At 57.1% G+C, this 26,649-nt stretch carries 19 protein-coding genes; 11 read left to right on the forward strand and 8 right to left on the reverse strand.

The genetic code is table 11. The features are described from left to right. Window positions 1–216: 216 nt before the first annotated feature. Both rcsD and rcsB read left to right on the forward strand, forming a co-directional pair. Entirely contained in the window at window positions 217–2,889 is a 2,673-nt protein-coding gene (rcsD, locus tag ACOTZD_RS02910; protein ID WP_003859403.1) for a phosphotransferase RcsD, read from the forward strand. Between the two features lie 16 nt (window positions 2,890–2,905). Next, window positions 2,906–3,556, forward strand: a complete 651-nt coding sequence (gene rcsB, locus ACOTZD_RS02915) for a response regulator transcription factor RcsB (RefSeq protein WP_003859405.1) — start codon at window positions 2,906–2,908, stop codon at window positions 3,554–3,556. Between the two features lie 111 nt (window positions 3,557–3,667). Here rcsB and rcsC read toward each other — a convergent pair whose 3' ends face one another. Both rcsC and gyrA read right to left on the reverse strand, forming a co-directional pair. Further along, window positions 3,668–6,514, reverse strand: coding sequence for a two-component system sensor histidine kinase RcsC (gene rcsC, locus ACOTZD_RS02920; protein ID WP_003859407.1), 2,847 nt, complete (start codon window positions 6,512–6,514; stop codon window positions 3,668–3,670). Window positions 6,515–6,649: 135 nt separating this feature from the next. Next, a complete protein-coding gene (gyrA, locus tag ACOTZD_RS02925; protein WP_015572288.1) occupies window positions 6,650–9,286 on the reverse strand; it encodes a DNA topoisomerase (ATP-hydrolyzing) subunit A in 2,637 nt (878 codons plus the stop codon). Between the two features lie 146 nt (window positions 9,287–9,432). On the opposite strand from gyrA, the gene ubiG reads away from it, so the two are divergent. The 4 genes from ubiG (at window position 9,433) to yfaE (ending at window position 14,288) form a co-directional block, all read left to right on the forward strand. Then, window positions 9,433–10,161: a bifunctional 2-polyprenyl-6-hydroxyphenol methylase/3-demethylubiquinol 3-O-methyltransferase UbiG gene (gene ubiG / locus ACOTZD_RS02930; RefSeq protein WP_003859413.1), complete on the forward strand. Its 729-nt coding sequence runs from the start codon at window positions 9,433–9,435 to the stop codon at window positions 10,159–10,161. A gap of 348 nt (window positions 10,162–10,509) precedes the next feature. Then, window positions 10,510–12,795, forward strand: a complete 2,286-nt coding sequence (gene nrdA / locus ACOTZD_RS02935; protein WP_003859415.1) for a class 1a ribonucleoside-diphosphate reductase subunit alpha — start codon at window positions 10,510–10,512, stop codon at window positions 12,793–12,795. Between the two features lie 108 nt (window positions 12,796–12,903). Next, entirely contained in the window at window positions 12,904–14,034 is a 1,131-nt protein-coding gene (gene nrdB, locus ACOTZD_RS02940) for a class Ia ribonucleoside-diphosphate reductase subunit beta (RefSeq protein ID WP_023314567.1), read from the forward strand. After that, the gene (yfaE, locus tag ACOTZD_RS02945; protein ID WP_023324987.1) at window positions 14,034–14,288 is read left to right on the forward strand and encodes a class I ribonucleotide reductase maintenance protein YfaE; all 255 of its coding nucleotides are present in this window, start codon (window positions 14,034–14,036) and stop codon (window positions 14,286–14,288) included. The genes nrdB and yfaE overlap by 1 nt, the downstream gene beginning before the upstream one ends. A 26-nt stretch (window positions 14,289–14,314) precedes the next feature. On the opposite strand, the gene glpQ is transcribed toward yfaE, so the two are convergent. Both glpQ and glpT read right to left on the reverse strand, forming a co-directional pair. Continuing rightward, complete coding sequence (gene glpQ, locus ACOTZD_RS02950; protein WP_174402087.1) at window positions 14,315–15,364, reverse strand: glycerophosphodiester phosphodiesterase; 1,050 nt, start codon at window positions 15,362–15,364, stop codon at window positions 14,315–14,317. 11 nt (window positions 15,365–15,375) lie between these two features. Continuing rightward, window positions 15,376–16,728 carry a glycerol-3-phosphate transporter gene (glpT, locus tag ACOTZD_RS02955; RefSeq protein WP_003859423.1) on the reverse strand — a complete coding sequence of 451 codons (1,353 nt, stop codon included), beginning with the start codon at window positions 16,726–16,728 and terminating at the stop codon, window positions 15,376–15,378. A 250-nt stretch (window positions 16,729–16,978) separates the two neighbouring features. On the opposite strand from glpT, the gene glpA reads away from it, so the two are divergent. The 3 genes from glpA to glpC are packed head-to-tail and all read left to right on the forward strand — an operon-like array spanning window position 16,979 to window position 21,001. Further along, window positions 16,979–18,607: an anaerobic glycerol-3-phosphate dehydrogenase subunit A gene (glpA, locus tag ACOTZD_RS02960; RefSeq protein WP_058648618.1), complete on the forward strand. Its 1,629-nt coding sequence runs from the start codon at window positions 16,979–16,981 to the stop codon at window positions 18,605–18,607. After that, window positions 18,597–19,814 carry a glycerol-3-phosphate dehydrogenase subunit GlpB gene (gene glpB, locus ACOTZD_RS02965; protein WP_058648619.1) on the forward strand — a complete coding sequence of 406 codons (1,218 nt, stop codon included), beginning with the start codon at window positions 18,597–18,599 and terminating at the stop codon, window positions 19,812–19,814. The genes glpA and glpB overlap by 11 nt, the downstream gene beginning before the upstream one ends. Then, window positions 19,811–21,001, forward strand: coding sequence for an anaerobic glycerol-3-phosphate dehydrogenase subunit GlpC (gene glpC, locus ACOTZD_RS02970; RefSeq protein ID WP_003859431.1), 1,191 nt, complete (start codon window positions 19,811–19,813; stop codon window positions 20,999–21,001). The genes glpB and glpC overlap by 4 nt, the downstream gene beginning before the upstream one ends. Before the next feature lie 31 nt (window positions 21,002–21,032). Here glpC and ACOTZD_RS02975 read toward each other — a convergent pair whose 3' ends face one another. The 4 genes from ACOTZD_RS02975 to tctD all read right to left on the reverse strand — a co-directional run bounded on the left by ACOTZD_RS02975 (window position 21,033) and on the right by tctD (window position 25,069). Continuing rightward, window positions 21,033–22,232 (reverse strand): nicotinamide mononucleotide deamidase-related protein YfaY, encoded by a 1,200-nt coding sequence (locus ACOTZD_RS02975; RefSeq protein WP_032609731.1) that lies wholly within the window; start codon window positions 22,230–22,232, stop codon window positions 21,033–21,035. 94 nt (window positions 22,233–22,326) lie between these two features. Further along, window positions 22,327–22,869, reverse strand: coding sequence for a YfaZ family outer membrane protein (locus tag ACOTZD_RS02980; RefSeq protein WP_023324991.1), 543 nt, complete (start codon window positions 22,867–22,869; stop codon window positions 22,327–22,329). Between the two features lie 129 nt (window positions 22,870–22,998). Then, window positions 22,999–24,408 carry a sensor histidine kinase gene (locus ACOTZD_RS02985; protein ID WP_003859438.1) on the reverse strand — a complete coding sequence of 470 codons (1,410 nt, stop codon included), beginning with the start codon at window positions 24,406–24,408 and terminating at the stop codon, window positions 22,999–23,001. After that, on the reverse strand, window positions 24,395–25,069 hold the full coding sequence (tctD, locus tag ACOTZD_RS02990) for a transcriptional regulator TctD (RefSeq protein ID WP_017693014.1): 675 nt from the start codon (window positions 25,067–25,069) through the stop codon (window positions 24,395–24,397). Before tctD ends, ACOTZD_RS02985 begins: the two co-directional genes overlap by 14 nt. Window positions 25,070–25,221: 152 nt before the next feature. Between tctD and ACOTZD_RS02995 the strand changes: the two genes are divergently transcribed. Then, the gene (locus ACOTZD_RS02995; RefSeq protein ID WP_003859441.1) at window positions 25,222–26,202 is read left to right on the forward strand and encodes a Bug family tripartite tricarboxylate transporter substrate binding protein; all 981 of its coding nucleotides are present in this window, start codon (window positions 25,222–25,224) and stop codon (window positions 26,200–26,202) included. 11 nt (window positions 26,203–26,213) lie between these two features. Next, window positions 26,214–26,645, forward strand: a complete 432-nt coding sequence (locus ACOTZD_RS03000) for a tripartite tricarboxylate transporter TctB family protein (protein WP_003859443.1) — start codon at window positions 26,214–26,216, stop codon at window positions 26,643–26,645. Window positions 26,646–26,649: the final 4 nt, after the last annotated feature.

Below are 26,649 nucleotides of genomic sequence, written 5' to 3' on the forward strand. Positions count from 1 at the left end.
AATTAATTTCTTGTTTATTCGTGCTATTTTTCTGCCGGTGCGATGGCGTATTTATACATTTCACGGGGTTTTGTACACCTTTCACCCGGGGACGTTGAAGCCGGTTACCCGGATAAAAAGTCAAGGTTATACCGATAACGACGCTGGAAATTCAGTTATTACCCTTTATACTGCCCTATCCCATTACTGCGCGGCCATTACGGGTTAAACACATCGATGAGTCAGACTGAAACTACCGCCCCGAGCAAATTCTCCCTTCTACCGGGCAGCATCACCCGTTTCTTTCTTCTGTTGATCGTTGTGCTGTTAGTCACAATGGGAGTGATGATCCAGAGCGCCGTTAACACCTGGCTTAAAGATAAAAGCTATCAAATCGTCGATATCACCCATGCGGTGCATAAACGCATTGATACGTGGCGCTATGCGACCTGGCAAATCTACGACAATATCGCTGCCGCGCCTGCCACCTCGTCAGGCGAAGGGTTGCAGGAAACGCGCCTTAAGCAGGATGTGTATTACCTTGAAAAACCGCAGCGCAAGACGGAAGCCCTGATTTTCGGCTCGCACGACAGCGCAACGCTTGAGATGACGCAGCGGATCTCCTCCTATCTGGACACCCTGTGGGGCGCCGAGACCGTACCGTGGTCCATGTATTACCTGAACGGTCAGGACAACAGCATGATCCTGATCTCGACCCTGCCGCTTAAGGATCTCTCGTCGGGCTTTAAAGAGACCACCGTTGGCAGTATTGTCGATTCCCGTCGGGCAGAAATGTTGCAACAGGCCAACGCGCTGGACGAGCGCGAAAGTTTCTCGTCATTACGCCGTCTTGCCTGGCAGAATGGTCACTACTTCACGCTGCGAACCACCTTTAACCAGCCGGGCCATCTGGCGACCGTGGTTGCCTTCGACCTGCCGATTAACGATCTCATCCCACCGGATATGCCGCTGGACAGCTTCCGTCTGGAGCCAGACAACAGCACCCAAAATATGCGCTCGCCGTCGGATAAAGAAGGCGCGGACAGCGTAGCCATCTCATTTAATGGCTCAAAGATTGAGATTGCCTCATCGCTCAACTCAACCGGTATGCGTCTGGTGTGGCAGGTGCCTTTTGGCACCCTGATGCTTGATACTCTGCAAAACATTCTGCTGCCGCTGCTGCTGAATATCGGCCTGCTGGCGCTGGCGCTGTTTGGTTACAGCACCTTCCGTTTCCAGTCGGGCCGCCAGAGCGACTCGACGTCGGTATCAGCCGGGACCAGCAACGAGCTGCGCATTCTTCGTGCCCTGAATGAAGAGATTATTTCCGTGCTGCCGCTTGGGGTGCTCGTTCACGATCAGGAGGCAAACCGCACGGTAATGAGCAATAAAATTGCCGATCACCTTCTGCCGCATCTTAACCTGCAAAATATTACGGCCATGGCGGACCAGCATCAGGGTGTCATCCAGGCCACCATTAATAATGAACTGTATGAGATCCGTCAGTTCCGCAGTCAGGTCGCGTCGCGCACGCAAATCTTCATCATTCGCGATCAGGATCGCGAAGTGCTGGTGAATAAAAAGCTCAAGCAGGCGCAAAGGCTGTACGAGAAAAACCAGCATGGCCGCGCCGCGTTTATGCAAAATATTGGCGATGCCTTTAAACAGCCGTTGAAGTCACTCGCCACGCAGATTGCTGATCTGAGCACGCCAGAAAGCCGACAGCTAAGCAGCCAGGCCGATTCACTGGTTCGTCTGGTGGACGAAATCCAGCTTGCGAACATGCTGGAGAATGACATCTGGAAGGGCACCCCTACGCTCTTCTCCATCCAGGACCTGATTGATGAGGTGGTGCCGGAAGTCCTGCCGGTGATCAAGCGCAAGGGACTCCAGCTGCTGATCAACAACCATTTACCGGCCAACGACGAACGTCATGGCGATCGCGATGCCCTGCGTCGCATCCTGATGATGTTGATTCAGTATGCCGTCACCACGACGCAGATCGGCAAGATCACCCTTGAAGTCAGCACCGATGAGTCCACCGACGATCGTCTGACGTTCCGCATCCTGGATACGGGCGAAGGCGTGACCGTGAGCGAAATTGATAACCTGCACTTCCCGTTCCTGAACGATACCCAGCGCGACCACTACGGTAAGGCGAATGCCCTCACCTTCTGGCTTTGCGATCAGCTGGCGCGTAAGCTGGGCGGTCATCTGAACATTAAGGCGCGCGAATCCCTCGGCACCCGCTACTCTTTACACGTTAAAATGGCGGCGAATCCACAGGAAGAGGATGAAGAGCGTCTGCTGGACGATGTGGTGGTGATGGTGGATGTGACCTCCAGTGAGATCCGAAATATCGTCGTACGTCAGCTGGAAAACTGGGGTGCGTCCTGCATTACCCCGGACGAAAGGCTCGCGAGTCAAGAATTTGATCTATTTTTAACTGATAATCCGTCTAATCTTACTGCCTCAGGCTTGCTTTTAAGCGATGATGAGCCAGGCGTGCGGAAAATCGGCCCTGGGCAGCTGCGCGTCAACTTTAATATGAGCAATGCAATGCAGGAAGCTGTATTACAACTGATTGAAGAGAATCTGGCGCAGGAAGAGATCCTGGAGTCACCGTTAGGCGGCGATGAAAATGCCGAACTCCATGCCAGCGGATATTATTCGCTCTTCGTTGATACAGTACCAGATGATGTTAAGCGGTTGTATACTGAGTCCGCTGCGCAGGATTTTGCAGCGCTGGCACAGACAGCACACCGGCTTAAAGGGGTGTTTGCCATGCTTAATCTGGTTCCCGGCAAGCAGTTATGTGAAACGCTGGAACATCTAATTCGTGAGAAAGATGCCTCTGGCATTGAAAAATACATCAGCGACATTGACGCTTACGTCAAGAGCTTGCTGTAGCAAGGTAGCCTTATACATGAACAATATGAACGTAATTATTGCCGATGACCATCCGATTGTACTGTTCGGTATTCGCAAATCACTTGAACAGATCGAGTGGGTGAATGTAGTCGGTGAATTTGAAGATTCCACAGCCCTCATTAACAACCTGCCTAAACTTGATGCGCACGTGCTCATTACCGATCTCTCCATGCCTGGAGATAAATACGGTGATGGGATCACGCTCATCAAATACATTAAACGCCACTTCCCGGACATTTCGATCATTGTTCTGACCATGAACAATAACCCGGCGATCCTGAGCGCCGTTCTGGATCTCGATATTGAAGGGATTGTGCTGAAACAAGGCGCACCTACCGATCTTCCAAAAGCGCTGGCGGCGCTACAGAAAGGGAAGAAATTCACTCCTGAGAGCGTCTCACGCCTGCTTGAAAAAATCAGCGCGGGTGGTTATGGCGACAAGCGTCTCTCGCCTAAAGAGAGTGAAGTTCTGCGTCTGTTCGCTGAAGGTTTCCTGGTCACTGAAATCGCCAAGAAGCTGAACCGCAGTATTAAAACCATCAGTAGCCAGAAAAAATCCGCGATGATGAAGCTGGGTGTGGATAACGATATCGCCCTGCTGAACTATCTCTCTTCCGTGACGCTGAGCGCAACGGACAAAGACTGATCTTCGCTGTCTATGCCGGGTGGCGCTCGCGCTTACCCGGCCTACAAACCCCGCAGGCCCGCGCAAGCGCAGCGCCGCCGGGCACATAAAAAAGGCCCTTTCGGGCCTTTTTTATTGTCTCGCTTTTCGTACCCGCTCCGCATAGACGGATAGCGTCTGCTTCAGTACATCCAGCGTGACCGGCTTCGACAGGCAGCTGTCCATTCCCGACTCCAGACAGCGCTGCTTCTCCTCCGCCAGCGCGTTGGCTGTCACCCCCACCACCGGCAGCGTCAGCCCCAGCTGCCGGATACGCTGCGTCAGACGGTAGCCGTCCATGTTAGGCATGTTCACATCGCTGAGCACAATATCAATATGGTTCTTACTTAAGACATTCAGGGCATCCACGCCATCATTGGCCGTTTTACACTGATAGCCCAGAGAGCCAAGCTGGTCTGCGAGCAGACGACGGTTAATCGGATGATCGTCGACGACCAGAATCATCATATCGTCGTTCACCGACGCCAGCTCATCAGGGGAAGCCAGCACGGTGGCGCCGTCGCTGTCTTCAAGCTGCACGCTGTAAATGCGCGCCAGCAAGCCCAGCAGCTCGTGCGGTGTCGCCACGCTGTGCACCCATACTCCAGGCGAACGCTCAAGCGGAATACCGATATGACGGCGGCAGAACATCACCACGCCGCGCCCCGCCCACGCCTGTTCCGGCTCAACGTCGGTGATCAGCATGTCATCCGCGCCCGGCGTCTGGCCTTCGTAGCGCGAAACCCGCACGCCGCTGCTGGTCAGCATTGAGGTCAGGAAATCATGTAAGGAGGCGTTGTGCACCGCCAGCCAGCAGTGCTTATCGCTCAGGCCGTCGACCGTGGTTTTCGCCGGATAATGCGCCGAATAGAGCGGAATACGAATGGTGAACTGGCTGCCCATACCCGGCTCAGTATCGACGGAGATATCCCCGTCCATCATGCTGATTAGCTTCTCGCAAATCGCCAGACCTAGCCCGGTCCCCTGAAAATTACGCTGGACGCCGGTTCCCACCTGGAAGAACGGATCGAACAGGCGAACAACTTCTTTCGCCGGAATCCCCACCCCCGTGTCGCGCACGCGAATGGTCAAGTACTCCCCTGCCCGACACACGTGCAGCACAATACAGCCGATATCGGTGAATTTGATGGCGTTGCTCAGCAGGTTTGATATGACCTGTTGCAGACGCATCGGATCGCCATGCAGCGTCAGGGGCACATCCGGCTCGATAAAGCAGTACAGCCCAAGCTGTTTACGCACCACCAGCGGCAGATAGTTGGCGCAGATATGGTTCATCACCTCGCGCGGGGAGAACTCGCGCGGCTCTATTTTCAACTGCTCGGATTCAATTTTAGAGAAGTCGAGAATATCGCTGATGATTTTCAGCAGCAGGCTGGACGAGTTGTTCATGGCCGTCACCAGCCGGTCGACCCCTTTCGGCAGCTCTTTGGTCTGGAGCAGATCGAGGTTACCGATAATACCGTACAGCGGCGTACGCAGCTCATGGCTGACGGTCGCGAGGAACATCGATTTCGACTGACTGGCCTGCTCCGCCGCCTGCGCCATATCCTGCAACGACTCTTCCATTTTCACGCGCGCAGAGACGTCCACCAGCACGCAAATCGCCACGTTTTCATTACGGTAGCGCGAATGGACAAAGCTGATTTGCAGGTTGGTGTGGGTGCTGGTCAGCACATCCACAAAGTTAACCTGTTGCCCACAGATGATCTGCGTTAACCGCTGACGGTCTTCATGCGTGAGCATGTTCAGGTAGTTATGGGCAAGCTCGTTACTGAGGATATTTGTCCCGTCCTGAGTACGCAGGATGCAGATCCCTACCGGCGCCGAGGCGACAATTTTACGGTTAAACTGCTCGTGCTCCTCCAGACGCTGAGCATCCGCCTCCGCCGGAATAAAGATCCGCCGCTCATACATTCTCGCCAGCATAAACAGCGCGACGCCTACCGCGATGTTCAGCAAAATGGCGTTAAGTATCAGGATGCGAATGCGCTCCAGGACCTTGTCCACCGGCAGCGAGTAGACAATGCTCAGCGACGATGGCGGTAAACTTTTCTTCAGCACCAGCTCGCGGAACCCGGAGGTATAGCCAAACCATGACCGCTCCTGCATCCAGTTGGGTTCCACCTTCAGGCGGTTTTCAGGCCCGGTAAGGGAGATGAGCGGATGGCCGTTTTCATCCAGAATGGTCACGCCCATCGGCAGACTGCCCGGCGTGAAGAAGTTTTCCATGCGGATGGTTTGTTCAATCCCCAGCAGCGCTTGCAGGCGGTTTCCGAGGTAAACCGGAGTCAGGGCATAGAAATAGCCGACCCCCATGCGCGGCCCCTGGCTTATCCAGAAGATGTTGTTCCCGCGCTCTTCCTGAGGCGCATTACGGTATTTCACTATGCGCTCATGCAGACTTTTCAGCGCGTCTTCACGTTCGACGGGCATATCCCGCAGGCCGAAATCTGCCATGCAGAGATTTTCGTTGCTAATCAGATAGACGCGGTTCAGATCGTAAGCGGCCGAGAAGTTATCGCGCCAGTAGCGCATAAACCATGACAGGGACTCCAGTGAACCACGCCAGGCTTTGCCCATGGCGGAACAATCGGAATCCGGGAAGAGCGGTTCGAAATCAGGCACTTCGGTTTTTTCATCCCGACCGCGGATGGCAAGAATGCCGTTCTCCGCCGTCAGTCGATTCTCAGCAATATACTTAAGCTCTTTCATCACGTCAGACGTACGCTGGATATAGCGCTGAGCCTGATCCGAGCTCAAATTAAACTCCTGGCGGATCTCCGCTTCTTTCTGGTGTAACGCGTTAACGATGTAAAACACCGAGAGCAGTGCCACCAGCAACCATAGCAGTAGCGCAAGCGCCCGAAACAGATAGCGGGAGACTTTTAACGTGGTACGAAAGGAGACGAGGTATTTCAAAGGGGCGAGGCTCCGCCGTCGGGGTCAAAAAGAATGTGGTTAAGGTAGCGGTAAACGCGGCTTGTCGCAACGTTCACTTGTCTGCTTGCGCAAAACAAAAGGGCCGGAAACCGGCCCTTTATGCGTCAGGAGACGTTACTCGTCAGCGTCATCCGCTGCTTCATCATCGGTGTCCGCTTCCGGGGCGATTTCATCATCCCCTTCCGCGACGCTGCCGTCGATAGAGTCAAGCTCTTCGTCATCCACCGGCTCAGCAACGCGTTGCAGACCGACGACGTTTTCATCTTCCGCAGTGCGGATGAGGATAACGCCCTGGGTGTTACGACCTACCACGCTGATCTCTGACACGCGGGTACGCACCAGCGTACCGGCATCGGTGATCATCATGATCTGGTCCGCGTCGTCCACCTGCACCGCGCCAACAACGGAACCGTTGCGCTCGGTCACTTTGATGGAGATAACGCCCTGCGTGCCGCGAGACTTGGTCGGGTATTCGCTTTCCGCCGTACGTTTACCGTAGCCGTTCTGGGTGACGGTCAGGATTGCGCCTTCGCCACGAGGAACGATCAGGGAAACAACGGAGTCTTCACCCGCCAGCTTGATACCACGCACGCCGGTCGCCGTACGACCCATTGCGCGAACGGCGTTCTCTTTGAAGCGCACCACTTTACCGGCGGCAGAGAAGAGCATCACTTCATCAGAACCGGACGTCAGATCCACGCCGATCAGTTCGTCGCCTTCGTTCAGGTTCACCGCGATAATCCCGGCGGAACGTGGACGGCTGAATTCGGTCAGCGCGGTTTTCTTCACGGTACCGCTCGCGGTCGCCATAAAGACGTTCACGCCCTCTTCGTACTCGCGTACTGGCAGAATGGCGGTGATACGTTCGTTCGCTTCCAGCGGCAGCAGGTTGACGATTGGACGTCCACGCGCGCCACGGCTTGCTTCCGGCAGCTGATAGACTTTCATCCAGTACAGACGGCCCCGGCTGGAGAAGCAGAGGATCGTGTCATGGGTGTTCGCCACCAGCAGACGATCAATGAAGTCTTCTTCTTTAATACGCGCCGCAGATTTGCCTTTACCGCCCCGACGCTGAGCTTCGTAGTCGGTCAACGGCTGATACTTCACGTAGCCCTGGTGAGACAGCGTCACTACCACGTCTTCGCGGTTGATCAGATCTTCAATGTTGATATCAGAGCTGTTGGCCGTGATTTCGGTGCGACGCTCGTCGCCGAACTGATCGCGAACCAGCTCCAGCTCTTCACGGATCACTTCCATCAGGCGCTCTGCGCTACCCAGGATATGCAGCAGCTCGGCAATCTGCTCCAGCAGCTCTTTGTACTCGTCGAGCAGTTTTTCATGCTCAAGGCCGGTCAGTTTCTGCAAACGCAGATCCAGAATCGCCTGGGCCTGCTGTTCAGTCAGGTAGTACTGACCGTCACGCACGCCGAATTCCGGCTCCAGCCACTCAGGACGCGCAGCGTCATCGCCGGCACGTTCCAGCATCGCCGCCACGTTGCCCAGATCCCATGGACGCGCAACCAGCGACGCCTTCGCTTCTGCTGGCGTCGGCGCACGGCGGATCAGCTCGATGATCGGGTCGATGTTCGCCAGCGCAACGGCCAGTGCTTCAAGGATATGGGCACGGTCGCGCGCTTTGCGCAGTTCGAAGATGGTACGGCGAGTCACCACTTCACGGCGGTGACGCACGAACGCGCTCAGGATCTCTTTCAGGTTCATGATCTTCGGCTGGCCATGGTGCAGCGCAACCATGTTGATACCGAAGGAGACCTGAAGCTGAGTCTGGGAGTAAAGGTTGTTCAACACAACTTCACCCACCGCGTCGCGCTTGATTTCAATCACGATGCGCATACCGTCTTTGTCAGACTCGTCACGCAGCGCGCTGATGCCTTCAACGCGTTTTTCTTTTACCAGCTCGGCGATTTTTTCAATCAGTCGCGCTTTGTTCACCTGATACGGGATCTCGTGAACAATAATGGTTTCACGGCCGGTTTTGGCGTCCGCTTCCACTTCGGCGCGGGCACGGATGTAAATCTTGCCGCGACCGGTACGGTACGCTTCTTCAATACCGCGACGGCCATTGATGATTGCCGCCGTCGGGAAGTCCGGGCCCGGGATGTGTTCCATCAGCCCTTCAATGCTGATGTCTTCATCGTCAATGTAGGCCAGGCAGCCGTTGATCACTTCCGTGATATTGTGCGGCGGAATGTTGGTTGCCATACCGACGGCGATACCGGACGAACCGTTCACCAGCAGGTTTGGGATCTTCGTTGGCATGACGTCAGGAATTTTTTCCGTGCCGTCGTAGTTATCAACGAAATCAACCGTCTCTTTTTCCAGGTCAGCCATCAGCTCATGGGCAATCTTCGCCAGACGGATTTCCGTATAACGCATTGCCGCGGCGGAGTCGCCGTCGATAGAACCAAAGTTACCCTGACCATCTACCAGCATGTAACGCAGCGAGAAGGGCTGCGCCATACGGACAATGGTGTCGTACACCGCGGAATCACCATGAGGATGGTATTTACCGATTACGTCACCAACGACACGGGCAGATTTTTTGTAGGCTTTATTCCAGTCATTGCCCAATACGTTCATGGCGTATAGTACGCGACGGTGTACCGGCTTCAGGCCATCGCGGACGTCCGGCAGCGCACGGCCAACAATGACCGACATCGCATAGTCCAGATAGGAGCTTTTCAGCTCTTCCTCGATGTTAACCGGTGTAATTTCTCTCGCAAGGTCGCTCATCTAACCGCTATCCCTCTACTGTATCCCGGATTCAAAGGTCGCAAATTATAACACAGCCGCGGTGATACAGGTAAACCTATACGCTTTATTCACAGGGATTGCCTGATATACTCATTTGTCTTGCTAAATAAGGAGTAAAAGCGCCCATGAATGCCGAAAAATCCCCGGTGGCTCACAACGTTGACCACGAAGAGATTGCCAAATTTGAAGCGGTGGCGTCCCGCTGGTGGGATCTCGAAGGTGAGTTCAAACCTCTGCATCGTATTAACCCGCTGCGTCTGGGCTATATCGCGGAGCGTTCCGGCGGTCTGTTCGGTAAGAAAGTGCTCGACGTCGGCTGCGGCGGCGGCATCCTGGCGGAAAGTATGGCGCGTGAAGGGGCCACCGTCACCGGTCTGGACATGGGCTTCGAACCTCTACAGGTTGCGCGTCTTCATGCGCTGGAGTCCGGCATACAGGTAGAATACGTTCAGGAAACCGTGGAAGAGCACGCGGCAAAACATGCGCACCAGTATGACGTGGTGACCTGCATGGAGATGCTGGAGCACGTTCCCGATCCGCAGTCGGTCGTCAGCGCCTGTGCAAACCTGGTGAAACCGGGTGGACAGGTCTTCTTCTCGACCATCAACCGCAACGGCAAAGCCTGGCTGATGGCCGTGGTAGGCGCGGAATATGTGCTGCGCATGGTGCCGAAAGGGACGCACGACGTGAAGAAGTTCATCAAGCCTGCCGAACTGCTGGGCTGGGTTGACCAGACATGGCTTAAGGAGCAGCACATGACGGGCCTGCACTACAACCCGTTGACGGATAAATTCAAACTTGCCCCAGGTGTGGATGTTAACTATATGTTGCACACAACCGCCAAAAACGACTAACGTCATTCGTTATTCTTATAAAGATTGCGCGACATCATGTTGCGCAATTCTGACCTCCCGTTGAAGAAATCAGCACTCGATCAAATTTTGAATTTTTTTTCTTAATTATTGACATCTCTTCCAGGCCTTACGGCACGAGGACTTAGCCTTTTTTACCCTTTCACAACCTCAATTTAACGTCAAAATCAACCCTTGTACTGAAAAGAATCCTTACTAGAATACTCACCATATAGCGTTCTTCTTATCGCAAAACCCCTATATGTAGTATTTATCCACAGAGTTAGTCACAAGACGGGTCTGTGGATAAGCGGGGGATATTTTTTATTTCACGGACAGGTAAAAACCCACATGAATCAGAGTCTGCTGGTGACAAAGCGCGACGGTACCACCGAGCGTATCAATCTGGACAAAATCCATCGAGTTCTCGACTGGGCAGCAGAAGGACTGAACAACGTATCTATCTCCCAGGTTGAACTGCGTTCTCACATTCAGTTCTACGACGGCATCAAAACGTCTGATATCCACGAAACCATTATCAAAGCAGCGGCAGATCTGATCTCCCGCGACGCACCGGATTATCAGTACCTCGCTGCGCGTCTGGCGATTTTCCACCTGCGTAAAAAAGCCTACGGTCAGTTCGAGCCGCCGAAGCTTTACGATCACGTAGTGAAAATGGTTGAGCTGGGCAAATACGACACGCATCTGCTGGAAGACTATACGGAAGAAGAGTTCGAGCAGATGAACGGGTTTATCGATCACTGGCGCGACATGAACTTCTCCTACGCGGCGGTGAAGCAGCTCGAAGGCAAATACCTGGTTCAGAACCGTGTAACCGGTGAGATCTACGAAAGCGCCCAGTTCCTCTATATTCTGGTGGCCGCCTGCCTGTTCTCTAATTATCCACGCGAAACCCGTCTGGACTACGTGAAGCGTTTCTACGATGCGGTCTCTACGTTCAAGATTTCTCTGCCTACGCCAATCATGTCTGGCGTGCGCACCCCTACCCGTCAGTTCAGCTCCTGCGTGCTGATCGAGTGCGGTGACAGCCTGGATTCCATCAACGCGACTTCCAGCGCCATCGTGAAATACGTTTCCCAGCGTGCCGGTATCGGCATCAACGCCGGTCGTATCCGTGCGCTTGGCAGCCCGATCCGCGGCGGTGAAGCGTTCCACACCGGCTGTATCCCGTTCTACAAGCACTTCCAGACGGCAGTAAAATCCTGCTCTCAGGGCGGCGTGCGCGGTGGCGCTGCGACCCTGTTCTACCCGATGTGGCACCTGGAAGTGGAAAGCCTGCTGGTTCTGAAGAACAACCGCGGCGTGGAAGGCAACCGCGTGCGTCACATGGACTACGGCGTGCAGATCAACAAGCTGATGTACACCCGCCTGCTGAAAGGGGAAGACATCACCCTATTCAGCCCATCCGACGTCCCGGGCCTGTATGACGCGTTCTTCGCCGATCAGGATGAGTTCGAGCGTCTGTACACCAAATATGAAAAAGACGACAGCATCCGTAAGCAGCGCGTGAAGGCGGTCGATCTGTTCTCCCTGATGATGCAGGAACGTGCTTCTACCGGCCGTATCTACATCCAGAACGTTGACCACTGCAACACCCACAGCCCGTTCGATCCGGTGGTTGCGCCAGTGCGCCAGTCCAACCTGTGCCTGGAGATCGCCCTGCCGACCAAACCGCTGGACGATGTGAACGACGAAAACGGCGAAATCGCGCTGTGTACGCTCTCTGCGTTCAACCTGGGTGCGATTAAGAGCCTGGACGAGCTGGAAGAGCTGGCGGTGCTGGCTGTTCGTGCCCTCGACGCCCTGCTGGACTACCAGGATTACCCAATCCCGGCGGCAAAACGCGGCGCAATGGGTCGTCGCACTTTAGGTATCGGCGTAATCAACTTCGCCTACTGGCTGGCGAAAAACGGCAAGCGTTACTCCGACGGCAGCGCCAACAATCTGACGCACCAGACGTTCGAAGCGATCCAGTACTACCTGATGAAAGCCTCTAACGAGCTGGCGAAAGAGCAAGGCGCGTGCCCGTGGTTCAACGAAACCACTTACGCGAAAGGCATTCTGCCGATCGACACCTATAAAAAAGACCTGGATGCGATCGTCAGCGAGCCGCTGCACCTCGACTGGGAAGGCCTGCGCGAGTCCATTAAAACTCACGGCCTGCGTAACTCCACGCTCTCTGCCCTGATGCCGTCCGAGACCTCTTCGCAGATCTCCAACGCCACTAACGGTATTGAGCCACCGCGCGGGCACGTCAGCATTAAAGCGTCGAAAGACGGCGTGCTGCGTCAGGTGGTACCGGATTACGAAACGCTGGGTGACAACTACGAGCTGCTGTGGGAAATGCCAAACAACGACGGCTACCTCCAACTGGTGGGTATCATGCAGAAGTTTATCGACCAGTCGATCTCTGCCAATACCAACTACGACCCGACGCGCTTCCCGTCCGGCAAGGTACCGATGCAGCAGCTGTTGAAGGACCTGCTGACAGCCTACAAATTTGGCGTGAAAACGCTGTACTATCACAACACCCGTGATGGTGCGGAAGACGCCCAGGACGACCTGGCGCCGTCAATTCAGGACGATGGCTGCGAAAGCGGCGCATGTAAGATCTAATAAATTCCCTCACCCTAACCCTCTCCCACAGGGAGAGGGAACTCTTTCCCCCTCTCCCTGTGGGAGAGGGCCGGGGTGAGGGGAAATAACACCACAGGACTCACCGCAATGGCATATACCACCTTTTCACAGACGAAAAACGACCAGCTCAAAGAGCCGATGTTCTTCGGCCAGCCGGTCAACGTGGCACGCTACGATCAGCAAAAATATGACATCTTCGAAAAGCTGATTGAAAAGCAACTCTCCTTCTTCTGGCGTCCGGAAGAAGTTGACGTTTCCCGCGACCGTATCGATTTCCAGGCGCTGCCGGAACACGAAAAGCACATCTTCCTCAGCAACCTGAAGTACCAGACGCTGCTGGACTCCATTCAGGGACGTAGTCCGAACGTGGCGCTGCTGCCGCTAATCTCGATTCCTGAGCTGGAAACCTGGGTAGAAACCTGGGCGTTCTCCGAGACGATCCACTCCCGCTCTTACACCCACATCATCCGCAACATTGTGAACGATCCGGCGGTGGTGTTTGACGATATCGTCACCAACGAACAGATCCAGAAGCGCGCCGAAGGCATTGCGCACTACTACGACGAGCTGATCGAGATGACCAGCTACTGGCATCTGCTGGGCGAAGGCACGCATAACGTGAACGGCAAAACCGTTACCGTAAACCTGCGGGCCCTGAAAAAGCAGCTCTATCTGTGCCTGATGAGCGTCAACGCGCTGGAAGCAATCCGCTTCTACGTGAGCTTCGCCTGCTCCTTCGCGTTTGCCGAGCGCAAGCTGATGGAAGGTAACGCCAAAATTATCCGTCTGATCGCCCGTGACGAAGCCCTGCACCTGACCGGTACCCAGCACATGCTGAACCTGCTGCGCAGCGGTGCGGACGACCCGGAGATGGCGGAAATCGCCGAAGAGTGCAAACAGGAGTGCTACGACCTGTTCTTGCAGGCCGCCCAGCAGGAGAAAGAGTGGGCAGACTACCTGTTCCGCGACGGCTCCATGATTGGCCTGAACAAAGACATTCTGTGCCAGTACGTGGAGTACATCACTAACATCCGCATGCAGGCTGTGGGTCTCGATCTGCCATTCCAGACGCGCTCTAACCCAATTCCGTGGATCAATACCTGGCTGGTGTCCGATAACGTGCAGGTTGCGCCGCAGGAAGTGGAAGTGAGTTCTTATCTGGTCGGTCAGATTGATTCTGAAGTCAACACCGACGACCTGAGCGACTTCCAGCTCTGATGAGCCGCGTAACGCTGAGCCTTTCTGGTACAGAGGTGTTGTGCCAGGAAGAGCATCCTTCTCTGCTGGTGGCGCTTGAAGCGCATCAGGTGGAGGTAGAGTACCAGTGTCGTGAAGGCTATTGCGGTTCGTGCCGCTGCCGTCTGGTCGCAGGCCAGGTGGACTGGCTGACCGAACCGCTGGCCTTTATCAATGAAGGGGAAATTTTGCCCTGCTGCTGCCGGGCAAAAGGCGATATTGAGATCGAGATGTAAAAAAGGGCCTTACGGCCCTTTTTCTATTATAAGAACGTCACCGCTTTATCCGGGAAATCCGTAAACAGCCCGTCCACGTCCGCCTGCTTATACAACACCTCGTAAAGCTGATTCACATCGGTGGCATATGGCGGCAGCTGATCGGCACGCACCGTGTACGGATGCACCTGCATCTTGCTGGCGTGCGCCTCTTTCACCATCGCCGTCAGCTTCACGTGGCCAGGCGTTGAGCCTTCCGCCACCAGCATGTGATAATCCGGCCCGATGCCGTCAGCGTACTGCGCAATCTGCTTCATCGCGCCCGGCTTGAACATCCAGTCGTAGCTGTAATTCATCCACTTCCCGTCCGGCTGTTTCTCCTGGGTTTCATTCCAGTCGGTATAGGCAATCAGCTGCACCAGATTGAGATCCATCCCCATCTTCGGCTCCAGCTCGGTTTTGATGCGCTTCAGCTCGGCGGCGTCAAAACACTGCAGGAAAACCTTATCCTGCTTGCTGGTGTAGCCGTACTTTTTCAGTACCTCCAGCGTCTTCGCGGCAATGTCCTTCCCTTCCTGATGGTGGAACCATGGGGCTTTGATTTCCGGGTAGATGCCGATGTTTTTACCGGTGGAGTGGTTCAGTCCCTGAACAAACTCAATCTCTTCCTGGAAGGTATGGATCCGGAAGTCAGATTTGCCCATCGGGAAACGTCCCGGATAGACCTGCACCTTCTTGCCGTTTTCAATCTCGAAGCCTTCGGTGAACTTCAGGGAGCGGATCTCCGCCAGCGTGAAGTCGATAGCGTAGTAGCGACCATCTTTACGGGCGCGATCCGGGAAACGCTCTGCCACGTCCGTCACGCGGTCAAGATAATGGTCGTGCAGGACGACCAGCTGGTCGTCCTTCGTCATCACCAGATCCTGCTCCAGATAATCCGCGCCCTGGGCATAGGCCATCGCTTTTGCCGGCAGCGTATGCTCCGGCAGATAACCGCTGGCGCCACGGTGGGCGATCACGATCTTATCTGCCGCCAGCGCGGAGCCTGTCATCAGGCCCGCCAGCAGCAGGCCGGTTGCTAACTGAGTTAATTTCATCCCAATGCTCCTTATTGACGACGCGCCAGCACTTCGGCGTGGTGACGTTTTTCACCAATCATCACAACAACCAGCAGCAGTACCGCCAGCACGCTTCCGCCGATCATCACCATAAAGCCGCCGTCCCAGCCGAAGAAGTCAACGGTATAGCCCACAATGGCGCTCGCCGCGACCGAACCGCCGAGATAGCCGAACAGACCGGTAAAGCCCGCAGCCGTGCCTGCCGCTTTCTTCGGTGCCAGCTCCAGCGCGTGCAGGCCGATCAGCATAACCGGACCATAAATCAGGAAGCCGATGACGATCATACAGGCCATATCCACACCCGGATTACCCGGCGGGTTAAGCCAGTAAACGACCGTCGCGATGGTCACCAGCGTCATAAAGAACACGCCCGTTGCCCCACGGTTGCCCTTAAACACTTTGTCCGACATCCAGCCGCAGATCAGCGTGCCGGGAATGCCCGCGTATTCATACAGGAAATAGGCCCAGGAAGATTTATCCAGCGCGAAGTGCTTCACCTCTTTCAGGTAAGTCGGGGACCAGTCGAGGATGCCGTAACGCAGCAGGTAGACAAACACGTTCGCCACCGCGATGTACCACAGCAGCTTGTTCGGCAGCACGTACTTCATGAAGATCTGCTTTGCCGTCAGCTCTTCTTCGTGCTTCTCGCTGTAATCATCCGGGTAGTCGTTTTTATACTCTTCGATCGGCGGCAGGCCGCAGGACTGTGGGGTGTCGCGCATCAGAGCGAAGGCGATAATCGCCACCAGAATGGCGCCAAAGGCTGGCATATAGAGCGCGGCATGCCAGTCGTTGAACCAGGCCATCCCCAGCAGGAACAGCAGCGGCGGAAGCCCGCCCCCGACGTTATGCGCACAGTTCCAGACCGATACAATTCCACCACGCTCTTTCTGTGACCACCAGTGAACCATGGTGCGTCCGCATGGCGGCCATCCCATCCCCTGGAACCAGCCGCAGAGGAACAGCAGCACGAACATGATGGCAATGCTTGAGGTCGCCCACGGCACAAAGCCCATGAACAGCATCACCGCTGCCGCGAGGATCAGACCGGCGGGCAGGAACACGCGCGGATTCGAACGATCCGACACCGACCCCATAATGAACTTTGAAAAACCGTACGCGATGGAGATCCCCGACAGCGCAAATCCCAGATCGCCGCGAGAGAAGCCCTGCTCCACCAGGTACGGCATGGCGAGCGCAAAGTTTTTACGTACCAGATAGTACGCCGCATACCCGAAGAAGATCCCGAGGAAGATTTGCCAACGCAGACGGCGGTAGAGAGGATCAATCTCTGCCTCTGGCAGTCGCGCCCGATGTGGCGCAGGTTTAAAGATACTGAGCATAACAGCCTCCGTGGCCTTTCAAAAAATGACCGGGCATCTCGCGCCCGGCTACAGAGGCGGCGATGTTAAGAAATCACGGTGAATGTTACTGTGAATCAACGCACAGATTGTTACAGAAATATGACAGAATGCGCAAAAAAGCGCATGAAATCACGTTTCACTTTCGAATTTCGCGCGTTTATGTTCGAAATCAAACAAACCACACGATCAATGTGGCTAAATGCAAAAAAACGAACATAGAGGAAAGGCAATGACAATTCACGATCCACGCTTCAGCGATGTGATTATCATTGGCGGTGGCGCGACGGGTGCCGGCATCGCACGCGACTGCGCCCTGCGGGGATTGAGCGTCACGCTTCTGGAACGCCACGATATCGCCACCGGCGCGACGGGACGTAACCACGGTCTGTTGCACAGCGGCGCCCGCTATGCGGTCACTGACGCTGAGTCAGCGCGCGAGTGTATCGCTGAAAACCAGATCCTCAGGCGCATCGCCCGCCACTGCGTTGAACCGACCAACGGTCTTTTTATCACCCTTCCAGAAGACGACCTCGGCTTTCAGCAAACCTTTATCACCGCCTGCACGGCGGCAGGCATTCAGGCCGAGGCGATCGATCCTGCGCAGGCGCGCCGTCTTGAACCCTCGGTAAACCCGGCGTTACTGGGCGCGGTAAAAGTACCGGACGGAACCGTTGATCCTTTCCGCCTGACCGCCGCCAATATGCTCGACGCGCGGGAACATGGCGCCCAGATCCTGACCGGGCATCACGTCACCGGGCTTATTCGCGAAGGGAATACCGTGCGCGGAGTGCGCGTGTTTGATGCGCAGTACAACGAACACCGCGAGCTGTATGCCGCCGTCGTGGTCAACGCGGCGGGGATCTGGGGCCAGCGCATCGCGGAATACGCGGACCTGTCGGTGCGCATGTTCCCGGCGAAAGGCTCGCTGCTGATCCTCGACCACCGCATCAATAACCATGTCATCAACCGCTGCCGTAAACCGTCTGACGCCGATATCCTCGTGCCGGGGGACACCATTTCGTTAATCGGCACGACTTCAATGCATGTGGACTACAGCGAAATTGATTACAACCGCGTCACCGCTCAAGAGGTGGATATCCTGCTGCGCGAAGGGGAAAAGCTGGCCCCGGTGATGGCGCAGACGCGTATTCTGCGTGCCTACGCGGGCGTGCGTCCCCTCGTCGCCAGCGATAACGATCCGAGCGGGCGTAACGTCAGCCGCGGCATCGTACTGCTCGATCACGCCGAACGTGACGGCATGGACGGATTTATCACCATTACCGGCGGCAAGCTGATGACCTACCGGCTGATGGCCCAGTGGGCCACCGATGCCGTCTGCCGTAAGCTCGGCAACACCGCGCCGTGCGTGACGGCGGAACAGGCCCTGCCCGGCTCGCAGCAATCGACAGAAAAAACGCTGCACAAAATCATTTCACTCCCTGCCCCGCTTCGCGGTTCGGCGATTTACCGCCACGGCGACCGCACCCCGACCTGGCTCGGTGAAGGGCGACTCAGCCGCAGCCTGGTGTGCGAATGCGAAGCCGTGACCGCAGGCGAGGTGCAGTATGCCGTGGAAAACCTGACGGTGAACAACCTGCTCGATTTACGCCGCCGCACGCGCGTCGGGATGGGCACCTGTCAGGGGGAGCTGTGCGCCTGCCGTGCCGCCGGGCTGCTGCAACGTTTTCACGCCACCACGTCAACCCAGTCGCTTGCCCAACTCAGCGATTTTTTAAACGAGCGCTGGAAAGGCATTCAGCCCGTCGCCTGGGGCGATGCCCTGCGCGAAAGCGAATTTACCCGCTGGGTCTATCAGGGGCTTTGCGGTCTGGAGAAGGAGCACAACCATGAAATTTGATACCGTGATTGTGGGTGGGGGGCTGGCGGGCCTGCTGTGCGGCCTCAAACTGACGCAGCGGGGTCTGCGCTGCGCCATTGTCACTCGCGGTCAGAGTGCTCTGCACTTCTCCTCCGGCTCGCTGGATTTACTGGGCGCGCTATCGTTCGCCGATCTGCCGCCTGAACATCCCTACCGCCTGACGGGCGCAGAGAATATGGCCCGCTTTGCCTGCGAAACCGAACACCTGCTCACTGCCTGCGGCGCACGCATGCAGGGTGACGCCGAGCAAAACCATCAGCGCGTCACGCCACTCGGCACCCTGCGCGCCGCCTGGCTTAGCCCGGAAGAGGTGCCTGTCGCTCCCATCGCTGCCGAGCGCGTGCGGGTGGTGGGGATCAGCGGTTTCCTTGATTTCCAGCCACATCTGGCCGCCGCGTCTCTCAGACAGCAGGGTGTTCAGGTGGATACAGCGGAGATTGATCTCCCCGAGCTCGACGTGCTGCGCGAAAACCCCAGCGAGTTTCGTGCGGTGAACATTGCCCGCCTGCTGGATAATGAAAGTTACTGGCCGCAGCTGTACGCGGCGCTTCAACCGCTCGGCGAGACCTGCGACGCCCTGTTTATGCCCGCCTGTTTTGGCTTAACGGACAACCGGCTCTGGCGCTGGCTCTCGGCGCGCCTGCCCTGTACGCTCGGTTTACTGCCGACGCTCCCCCCTTCCGTGCCCGGCATTCGTCTGCATACCCAGCTTCAGCGTCAGTTTGTCGCCCAGGGTGGCGTCTGGATGGCAGGCGACGAGGTGAAAAAAATCACCCTGGTTGAGGGCGCGGTAAGCGATATCTGGACCCGCAACCACGGCGACATCCCGCTTCGCGCACGCTATACGGTGCTGGCAAGCGGCAGTTTCTTCAGTAACGGTCTGCTGAGCAGCCGGGATGGCGTGCGTGAGGCAATACTCGGGCTGGATGTCCGGCAAAGCGCTTCCCGCGCGGACTGGTATCAAAGCGATTTCTTCACCCCGCAGCCCTGGCAGCAGTTCGGCGTGATCGTCGACAGCCAACTGCGCCCGCGGCTGGGCGGGGAACCGGTTGAAAATCTTTACGCCATCGGCTCGGTTCTGGGCGGGTACGATCCCGTGGCGCAGGGCTGCGGTGGCGGCGTCTGCGCCGTCACCGCGCTGCATGTCGCGGAGCAGATTATCCAGCGCAGGGAGAGAGCACAATGAACGACACCCGATTTGAAAGCTGTATCAAATGCACGGTCTGCACCACGGTTTGCCCGGTCAGCGGCGTCGATCCGCGCTATCCCGGCCCGAAACAGGCCGGTCCCGACGGGGAGCGTCTGCGCCTGAAGGATGGCGCGCTCTACGACGAGGCGCTGAAATACTGCATCAACTGCAAACGCTGCGAAGTTGCCTGCCCGTCGGACGTGAAAATAGGCGATATCATCCAGCGCGCCCGCGCCCGCTACAGTACGAAAAAACCGACGCTGCGTGACGCGATACTGAGCCACACCGATCTAATGGGCAGCCTCTCGACGCCTTTCGCACCGGTCGTCAATGCCGCCACCGCCCTGAAGCCGGTGCGCAGGCTGCTGGATGCGACGCTCAAAATCGACCATCACCGCAGTCTGCCGAAATATTCTCACGGCACCTTCCGCCGCTGGTATAAATCCGTGGCGGCAGAACAGGCGCAGTTCGCTGAGCAGGTCGCCTTCTTCCACGGCTGCTACGTGAACTACAACCATCCGCAGCTGGGAAAAGACCTGCTGAAAGTGCTTAACGCCATGGGGACGGGCGTTCAGCTGCTGAGCAAAGAGAAGTGCTGCGGCGTTCCGCTGATTGCCAACGGTTTCATCGACAAAGCGCGCAAGCAGGCGAGCAGCAACGTCACCTCTTTACGTGAGGCGATCGTCGACAAAGGGATACCGGTACTGGCGACGTCGTCAACCTGTACCTTCACGCTGCGCGATGAATATCCGCATCTGCTGGATGTGGATAACACCGGCCTGCGCGAGCACATTGAGCTGGCGACCCGTTTTCTCTGGCGCAAACTGGACAGCGGGCAGACGTTACCGCTGGGCAAATTGCCGCTGAAGGTGGTATATCACACGCCATGTCATATGGAGAAGATGGGCTGGTCGATCTATACGCTTGAGCTGCTGCGGCTGATCCCGGGGCTGGAGCTGACGGTGCTGGACTCACGCTGCTGCGGCATCGCTGGCACCTACGGATTCAAGCGTGAAAACTACCCAACGTCACAGGCCATTGGCGCGCCGCTGTTCCGGCAGATTGAAGAGAGCGGCGCAGATATCGTGGTGACGGACTGTGAAACCTGCAAGTGGCAGATCGAGATGTCCACCAGCAAACGCTGTGAACATCCCATTACCTTGCTGGCAAAAGCGCTGGCGTAACCGTTGCCGGGGACACTGCCCCGGCACACTCTCACTCTACGAACAGCGATTCCACGACGTTGATCCAGCCGTGCTCACTGGCGACCTCTTTCCCGTTCAGCCAGCGGCGCAGCATGTTCAGCGCCATCATCGCGCACACCTCCTGACGTACGGCCAGGCTGTGGCGGGTAATGCTCATCCTGACGCGCAGGGCGTGCGTTCCTTCCGGCGTTGCCAGGGCAAAGTTGAGGTGCTCCTCATCCAGCCCGCCCACAAACAGCGCCAGTCCGGCGAAATGCTTCACTCTGCGCTCGGATGCCCAGCGCGCCGTCTGCGCCAGCGTCTCCTGCTGGAACGGCACCACTTCACTGGCCAGCAGCGGCGCACCCGCCCGGGTAAGCTGAAGCGCCAGAAGCCCACCGGTAAACTGCTCGCTTAACGTCACGCTCAGCTGGCGGGACTGCAAATGCGCTGCGATCTGCGCCGGCAGCCCTTCCGTGCCTTCGAAAATCAGGCTTTCCCCGGCGACGCGCCGCACTTCCGGCCACAGTGCCAGCATAGCGGCTTTCTCTGACGCCGGTCCGGTCAGCTTCAGTTCAATAATCGGCATGGAGGAGCGATAGCCCATCGACACGCCGGGAGGCAGTTGCAGGTGATCGAGGCTCTGAGCCAGATCGCTTTCCGAGCGACCAAAGGTGGTCAGACGCAGGCACAGCGGCGGTTCAGGCAGCGTAAAGCGCGCGCGCAGGCGCGGCAGGATCTGCTGCTCGACCATCACTTTAAATTCCGACGGCACGCCCGGAGTGAAGAACATCAGGCAGCGGTTCAACTGAACGGCAAACCCGCAGGCGGTGCCGACCGGGTTATCAATCAGTTCCGCGCTGGCGGGAATTTCAGCCTGCTTGCGGTTGCTGGGGGCCATCACGCGGCCACGCCCGGAGAAAAAGCGCTCCATCTGCGCCAGCCACGCCTCATGCAGGACCAGGCCTTCGCCTTTGGCCGTGGCGGCGGCCAGCGCGCTGAGATCGTCGCTTGTGGGTCCCAGCCCGCCGTTCACAATCAGCACGTCGCAGCGTTCGCTGCGCTCGCGCAGAACGTTGACCAGCGACTCAAGGTTGTCACCTACGGTGTTGCGGCGCGTTAACGGTAATCCTTGCTCAAAGAAGAGATCGGCGAGCCAGGCGGCATTGGTATCAATGATTTGCCCATGAAGCACTTCGTCGCCAGTGGATAACATTTCCACGTTTATCATTGTGTTCTCCCATTTCAATGGTCAAAACACTATAGCGCAATCAAAGACTGGGGGAAGAGAGAAACTGGCGCGACTGAACGCCGCGCCGAGAGGATTAGAAACCGGCGCTAACGCCAACGTACGGGCCGTCTGCCAGGGCGTTGTCGCGGTTGCCGTCTTTACCGGCCAGGTTCAGATAGCGATAACCCGCTTCGATGGTGATTGGACGCATGATGGTCCAGCGCGCGCCGGCGTTAGCTTCCTGATAGCTGTCGATGCCGCTGGAGAGGGAATCAGGAGAGTAGTAGTACTCACCGAACAGGCCAAAGCTGTCGCCAATTTTCCACTGCAAGCCGCCGCCCACTGCCGCCGCGTAGCCTTCGTCGCCGTCGTTCGGGTTGGTGTAAATGCCTTTACCGCCGACGGTCGCCAGGAAGGGACCCAACGGCACGTTGAAGCCGAGGCCCAGGCTTGCCGCATCGCCGTCGTCGTCGTTATGCGTCCAGCCGCCGGTCATTGCCAGGCCTGCGCTGTCCGTGCCAAGACCGAAGCCCAGATGGGTATAATCTTGTCCCGCCGAGCCGTTGAAGGAAATTGCGTTTGCCGCTGCTGAAACAAACATCAGGCCGCCTAAGCCCATTAATGCCACTTTTTTCATTGTCGTGATCCCGCACAATTTATTCAGAGATGTCCAAAAACCGCGAGATTTTAACCTGCCTGCCTGTGTGATCAATGGACTCCGCGTGCGGCAGGCAATTAGTTTGTAACGATTTGATAATATCGGCATTTATATCAGCATCAGAAAGCGCATTTTCACGCTCAGCCCACCCAGATTTTCACTGGGCATCAGCTGAAGATGGCTGCGGTGCAGGCGGGCAATATCGTTAGCCAGCGCCAGGCCAATGCCGGACCCGGCGGCATCACCCACGTTTTCCAGACGATGAAACGGCAGCATGGCCTGGGAGATCTGGTCTTCAGCAATACCCGGTCCGCTGTCCTCCACGCTCAGCTCAACGGCATCGTTAGCCGTGCGCAGGTACACCGTCACGATGCCCTGCTCCGGCGTGTATTTGATCGCGTTCTCCAGCAGGTTGGCGCAGAGTTCACCCAGCAGCACGTCATCACCCTCAATCATTACCGGTTGCTGTACGCCGTCATAACCGAGATCGATACCCTTGCTGCGCGCCTGCGCCAGCCGGGAAAAGCAGCAGTTTTGCACCACCTGCACCAGATCGACAGGGGCAAACTGTCGCTCCCCCTGCTCTTTTCGCTTCACCGCTGAAAGCTGCAACAGCCTTTCCGTCAGCACGATGGTGTTATCCAGCGTGACGTTCATCGCCCGTAAGCTCTCCTGCCACAGGGCCGGATCGTTACGCGTCAGGGCAACCGATACCTGGGTTTTCAGCACCGCCAGCGGCGTTTTGAGCTGGTGTGAGGCGTCAGCATTAAAGCGCGCCTGTCGCGAAAGCACGCCGCGTAACCTGTCGATATAGCGGTTAAATGCCACAATCAGCAGCCGCGTTTCCGACCAGGGCAGCAGCTCCGGCAGCGGGGCCAGTAGCCCGGGCTCACGGCGCACCATCAGCGAAGAGAGCTGCCGCATCGGGCGCAGCACGCGACGCAGCAGCCACGCGGTCAGGACCAGCGTCAGCAGCACCAGCAGTCCCTGCGACACGAGCGAGGAAAACAGCAGCTGAGTGGCCAGATAGCGCCGCGACTGCAACGTTTCGGCGACGTAGATTTCCGCCATGCCGAACACACTGTCCTCGTTAACCGGCTGGAGCAGCTTCGCCACGCGGATCGCCTGCCCGCGATACTCGGTATGATAAAACCACGCCAGCGCCGGATAGTGGGAGGTGCGCGACGTGGAGGGGGGCATATTCGGCAGATCGTCATAGCCGGAGATCGTCCGCCCGTCAGGGTCCACGACCTTGTAGTAGAGGCGATCGTTCATGTTCAGCTCGAAGCTGTCGAGCACGACCCACGGCACGTTCACCTGGAGCTTGCCGTTGTGCACCACCAGCCGCTCTGACACCGTGCGCGCCGAGGATAACAGCGTGCGGTCATAGGCCTGCGTCGCCGCCTGTAGCGCGCTAACGTAGCTGTTAAAGGCTGACAGCCCCCATAACAGCAGCAGCGGCAAACCCAGAAAAAGCAAAAGTTGCAGGTAAAGCGACTGCGGCTTAACCCACTTCATCGCCGCACTCCAGCACGTAGCCCAGCCCCCGGAGGGTGGTGATCCGCACGCCGCTGCCGGTCAGCTTCTTACGCAGGCGGTGAATATAGAGATCGATGCTCTCGGGGCTGACGTCGTCGTTCAGGCTGAACACCTGGTCGAAAAGCTGTTGCCGGGAGACGGGACGGGTCCGACGGTGCATCAGCACCTTCAGCAAAGAGAGTTCGCGCGGCGTGAGGGAAAGGGGTTCATCGCGCAGCAGAAAAAAGCCTTCATCATCGTACTCCAGCTCTCCCAGCCGCTGGCGCTCCTGGGTTCGCCCTTCACTGCGGCGCAGCAGCGCACGCAGGCGGGCATCAAGCTCCTCCAGCTCGAACGGTTTCGGCAGGTAGTCATCCGCCCCGGCATTCAGCCCCTTAACCCTGTCTGCCACGTTGCTGCGGGCGGTAAGAAACAGCACGGGCAACGTCTGCCCGCGCTTTCTCAGCCGATGCACCACCTCCAGCCCGTCGAAACCGGGCATGCCGATATCAAGGATCGCGACGGCATAGTTTTCTCCCTGCAAAAGATGATCGGCCGCCCGTCCATCGTTGACGCAATCCACGGCAAATCCGTTTTGTACCAGCGCTTTTTCCAGCCAGTGAGCCAGCTCACGATTATCTTCCGCCAGTAAGAGACGCATATCACATCCTGTAAAGTTGGTGTCGCAGTGAAAGGGAAATGAAAGGTTATTGTTTTAACAATCACGCAACGGAACCGCTACAAGGTGGTTCACATAATCAGAAAAAAGACACCCGTACCCGTACTCCCGGTTCTCCGGCGTGAGGATAAACGATGAAAAAACAATTACTTTCTACCCTTGCTGCAAGCGTATTGCTGTTGAGTGCCTCTGTCGTCCAGGCGCAGGACGCGCCATCCCGTACCGAATGTATCGCCCCGGCCAAACCCGGCGGCGGCTTCGACCTGACCTGTAAGCTGATTCAGGTCAGCCTGCTGGAGACGAAGGCCATTGAGAAACCGATGCGCGTTACCTACATGCCCGGCGGCGTGGGCGCGGTAGCCTATAACGCCATCGTCGCCCAGCGCCCTGCCGAAGCGGGCACCGTGGTGGCCTTCTCCGGCGGTTCGCTGCTGAATCTGTCACAGGGGAAATTTGGCCGTTATGACGTGGACGACGTGCGCTGGCTCGCCACCGTAGGCACCGATTACGGCATGATCGCCGTGCGCGCGGACTCTCCGTGGAAATCCCTGAAAGATCTGCTGACCGCCATGGAAAAAGATCCGAACAGCGTGGTCATTGGCGCAGGCGCCTCTATCGGCAGCCAGGACTGGATGAAAGCCGCGCTGCTGGCGCAGCAGGCCAAAGTGGATCCGCACAAGATGCGTTACGTGGCCTTTGAAGGCGGCGGCGAGCCGGTGACGGCGCTGATGGGCAATCACGTCCAGGCGGTATCGGGCGATCTCAGCGAAATGGTGCCCTACCTGAGCGGGGATAAGATCCGTGTGCTGGCGGTCTTCTCAGAAAACCGTCTGCCGGGCCAGCTGGCAGACGTCCCAACCGCCAAAGAGCAGGGTTATAACCTGGTCTGGCCGATCATCCGCGGCTTCTTCGTCGGGCCAAAAGTGACCGACGCCGAATACCAGTGGTGGGTGGATACCTTCGCAAAACTTCAGCAAACCGAGGAGTTCAAAAAACAGCGCGATCTGCGCGGGCTGTTTGAGTTCAACCTGAACGGCAAGCAGCTGGACGAGTATGTCAAAAAACAGGTGAATGACTACCGCGAACAGGCGAAAGCCTTTGGTCTGGCGAAATAACCGGAGGCGCTATGAGCGATCGCATTTTTGCCGGGATATGGCTGCTGCTCTGCATTGGCGGCATGTTCGTCGCCTGGCAGATCCACAGCGAATACAGCTATGAACCCGTGGGGCCACGCCCCTTTCCCGTCGGCATTGTCGGCCTGATGCTGCTCTGCTCGGTAGCGCTGCTGCTGCGCCATCCGGATACCGTGGAGTGGCCGCCACGCCGAACGCTGCAACGTCTGCTGGTAATGGTGATTGTCCTGCTGATGTACGCGTGGGGCTTTGAATGGCTCGGCTTCCCGATTGCCACCGCCCTGCTGACGATGGTGATTGGCATACTATTTAACGCCTCGCTGCCTGCGGCGGGGATCTCCGGGGTCGTACTGGGCATTTTACTCTGGTACGCCTTCGACCGCCTGCTGGACGTGACCCTGCCGCTTGGCGCATGGTTTAACTAACGGA

Source organism: Enterobacter cloacae complex sp. SHL022 (genome assembly GCF_049237785.1).
Taxonomy (GTDB): domain Bacteria; phylum Pseudomonadota; class Gammaproteobacteria; order Enterobacterales; family Enterobacteriaceae; genus Enterobacter; species Enterobacter hormaechei_C.

Bases quoted from the DNA above. Each gene is read 5' to 3' on its own strand.
- glpQ (WP_174402087.1), bottom strand. From the start codon at position 15,364: ATGAAATTAACTCAGTTAGCAACCGGCCTGCTGCTGGCGGGCCTGATG.
- glpC (WP_003859431.1), top strand. From the start codon at position 19,811: ATGAACGACACCCGATTTGAAAGCTGTATCAAATGCACGGTCTGCACC.
- ubiG (WP_003859413.1), top strand. From the start codon at position 9,433: ATGAATGCCGAAAAATCCCCGGTGGCTCACAACGTTGACCACGAAGAG.
- ACOTZD_RS02985 (WP_003859438.1), bottom strand. From the start codon at position 24,408: ATGAAGTGGGTTAAGCCGCAGTCGCTTTACCTGCAACTTTTGCTTTTT.
- glpA (WP_058648618.1), top strand. From the start codon at position 16,979: ATGACAATTCACGATCCACGCTTCAGCGATGTGATTATCATTGGCGGT.
- glpB (WP_058648619.1), top strand. From the start codon at position 18,597: ATGAAATTTGATACCGTGATTGTGGGTGGGGGGCTGGCGGGCCTGCTG.
- rcsD (WP_003859403.1), top strand. From the start codon at position 217: ATGAGTCAGACTGAAACTACCGCCCCGAGCAAATTCTCCCTTCTACCG.
- ACOTZD_RS02975 (WP_032609731.1), bottom strand. From the start codon at position 22,232: ATGATAAACGTGGAAATGTTATCCACTGGCGACGAAGTGCTTCATGGG.
- ACOTZD_RS02995 (WP_003859441.1), top strand. From the start codon at position 25,222: ATGAAAAAACAATTACTTTCTACCCTTGCTGCAAGCGTATTGCTGTTG.
- ACOTZD_RS03000 (WP_003859443.1), top strand. From the start codon at position 26,214: ATGAGCGATCGCATTTTTGCCGGGATATGGCTGCTGCTCTGCATTGGC.
- rcsB (WP_003859405.1), top strand. From the start codon at position 2,906: ATGAACAATATGAACGTAATTATTGCCGATGACCATCCGATTGTACTG.
- glpT (WP_003859423.1), bottom strand. From the start codon at position 16,728: ATGCTCAGTATCTTTAAACCTGCGCCACATCGGGCGCGACTGCCAGAG.
- tctD (WP_017693014.1), bottom strand. From the start codon at position 25,069: ATGCGTCTCTTACTGGCGGAAGATAATCGTGAGCTGGCTCACTGGCTG.
- gyrA (WP_015572288.1), bottom strand. From the start codon at position 9,286: ATGAGCGACCTTGCGAGAGAAATTACACCGGTTAACATCGAGGAAGAG.
- nrdA (WP_003859415.1), top strand. From the start codon at position 10,510: ATGAATCAGAGTCTGCTGGTGACAAAGCGCGACGGTACCACCGAGCGT.
- ACOTZD_RS02980 (WP_023324991.1), bottom strand. From the start codon at position 22,869: ATGAAAAAAGTGGCATTAATGGGCTTAGGCGGCCTGATGTTTGTTTCA.
- nrdB (WP_023314567.1), top strand. From the start codon at position 12,904: ATGGCATATACCACCTTTTCACAGACGAAAAACGACCAGCTCAAAGAG.
- yfaE (WP_023324987.1), top strand. From the start codon at position 14,034: ATGAGCCGCGTAACGCTGAGCCTTTCTGGTACAGAGGTGTTGTGCCAG.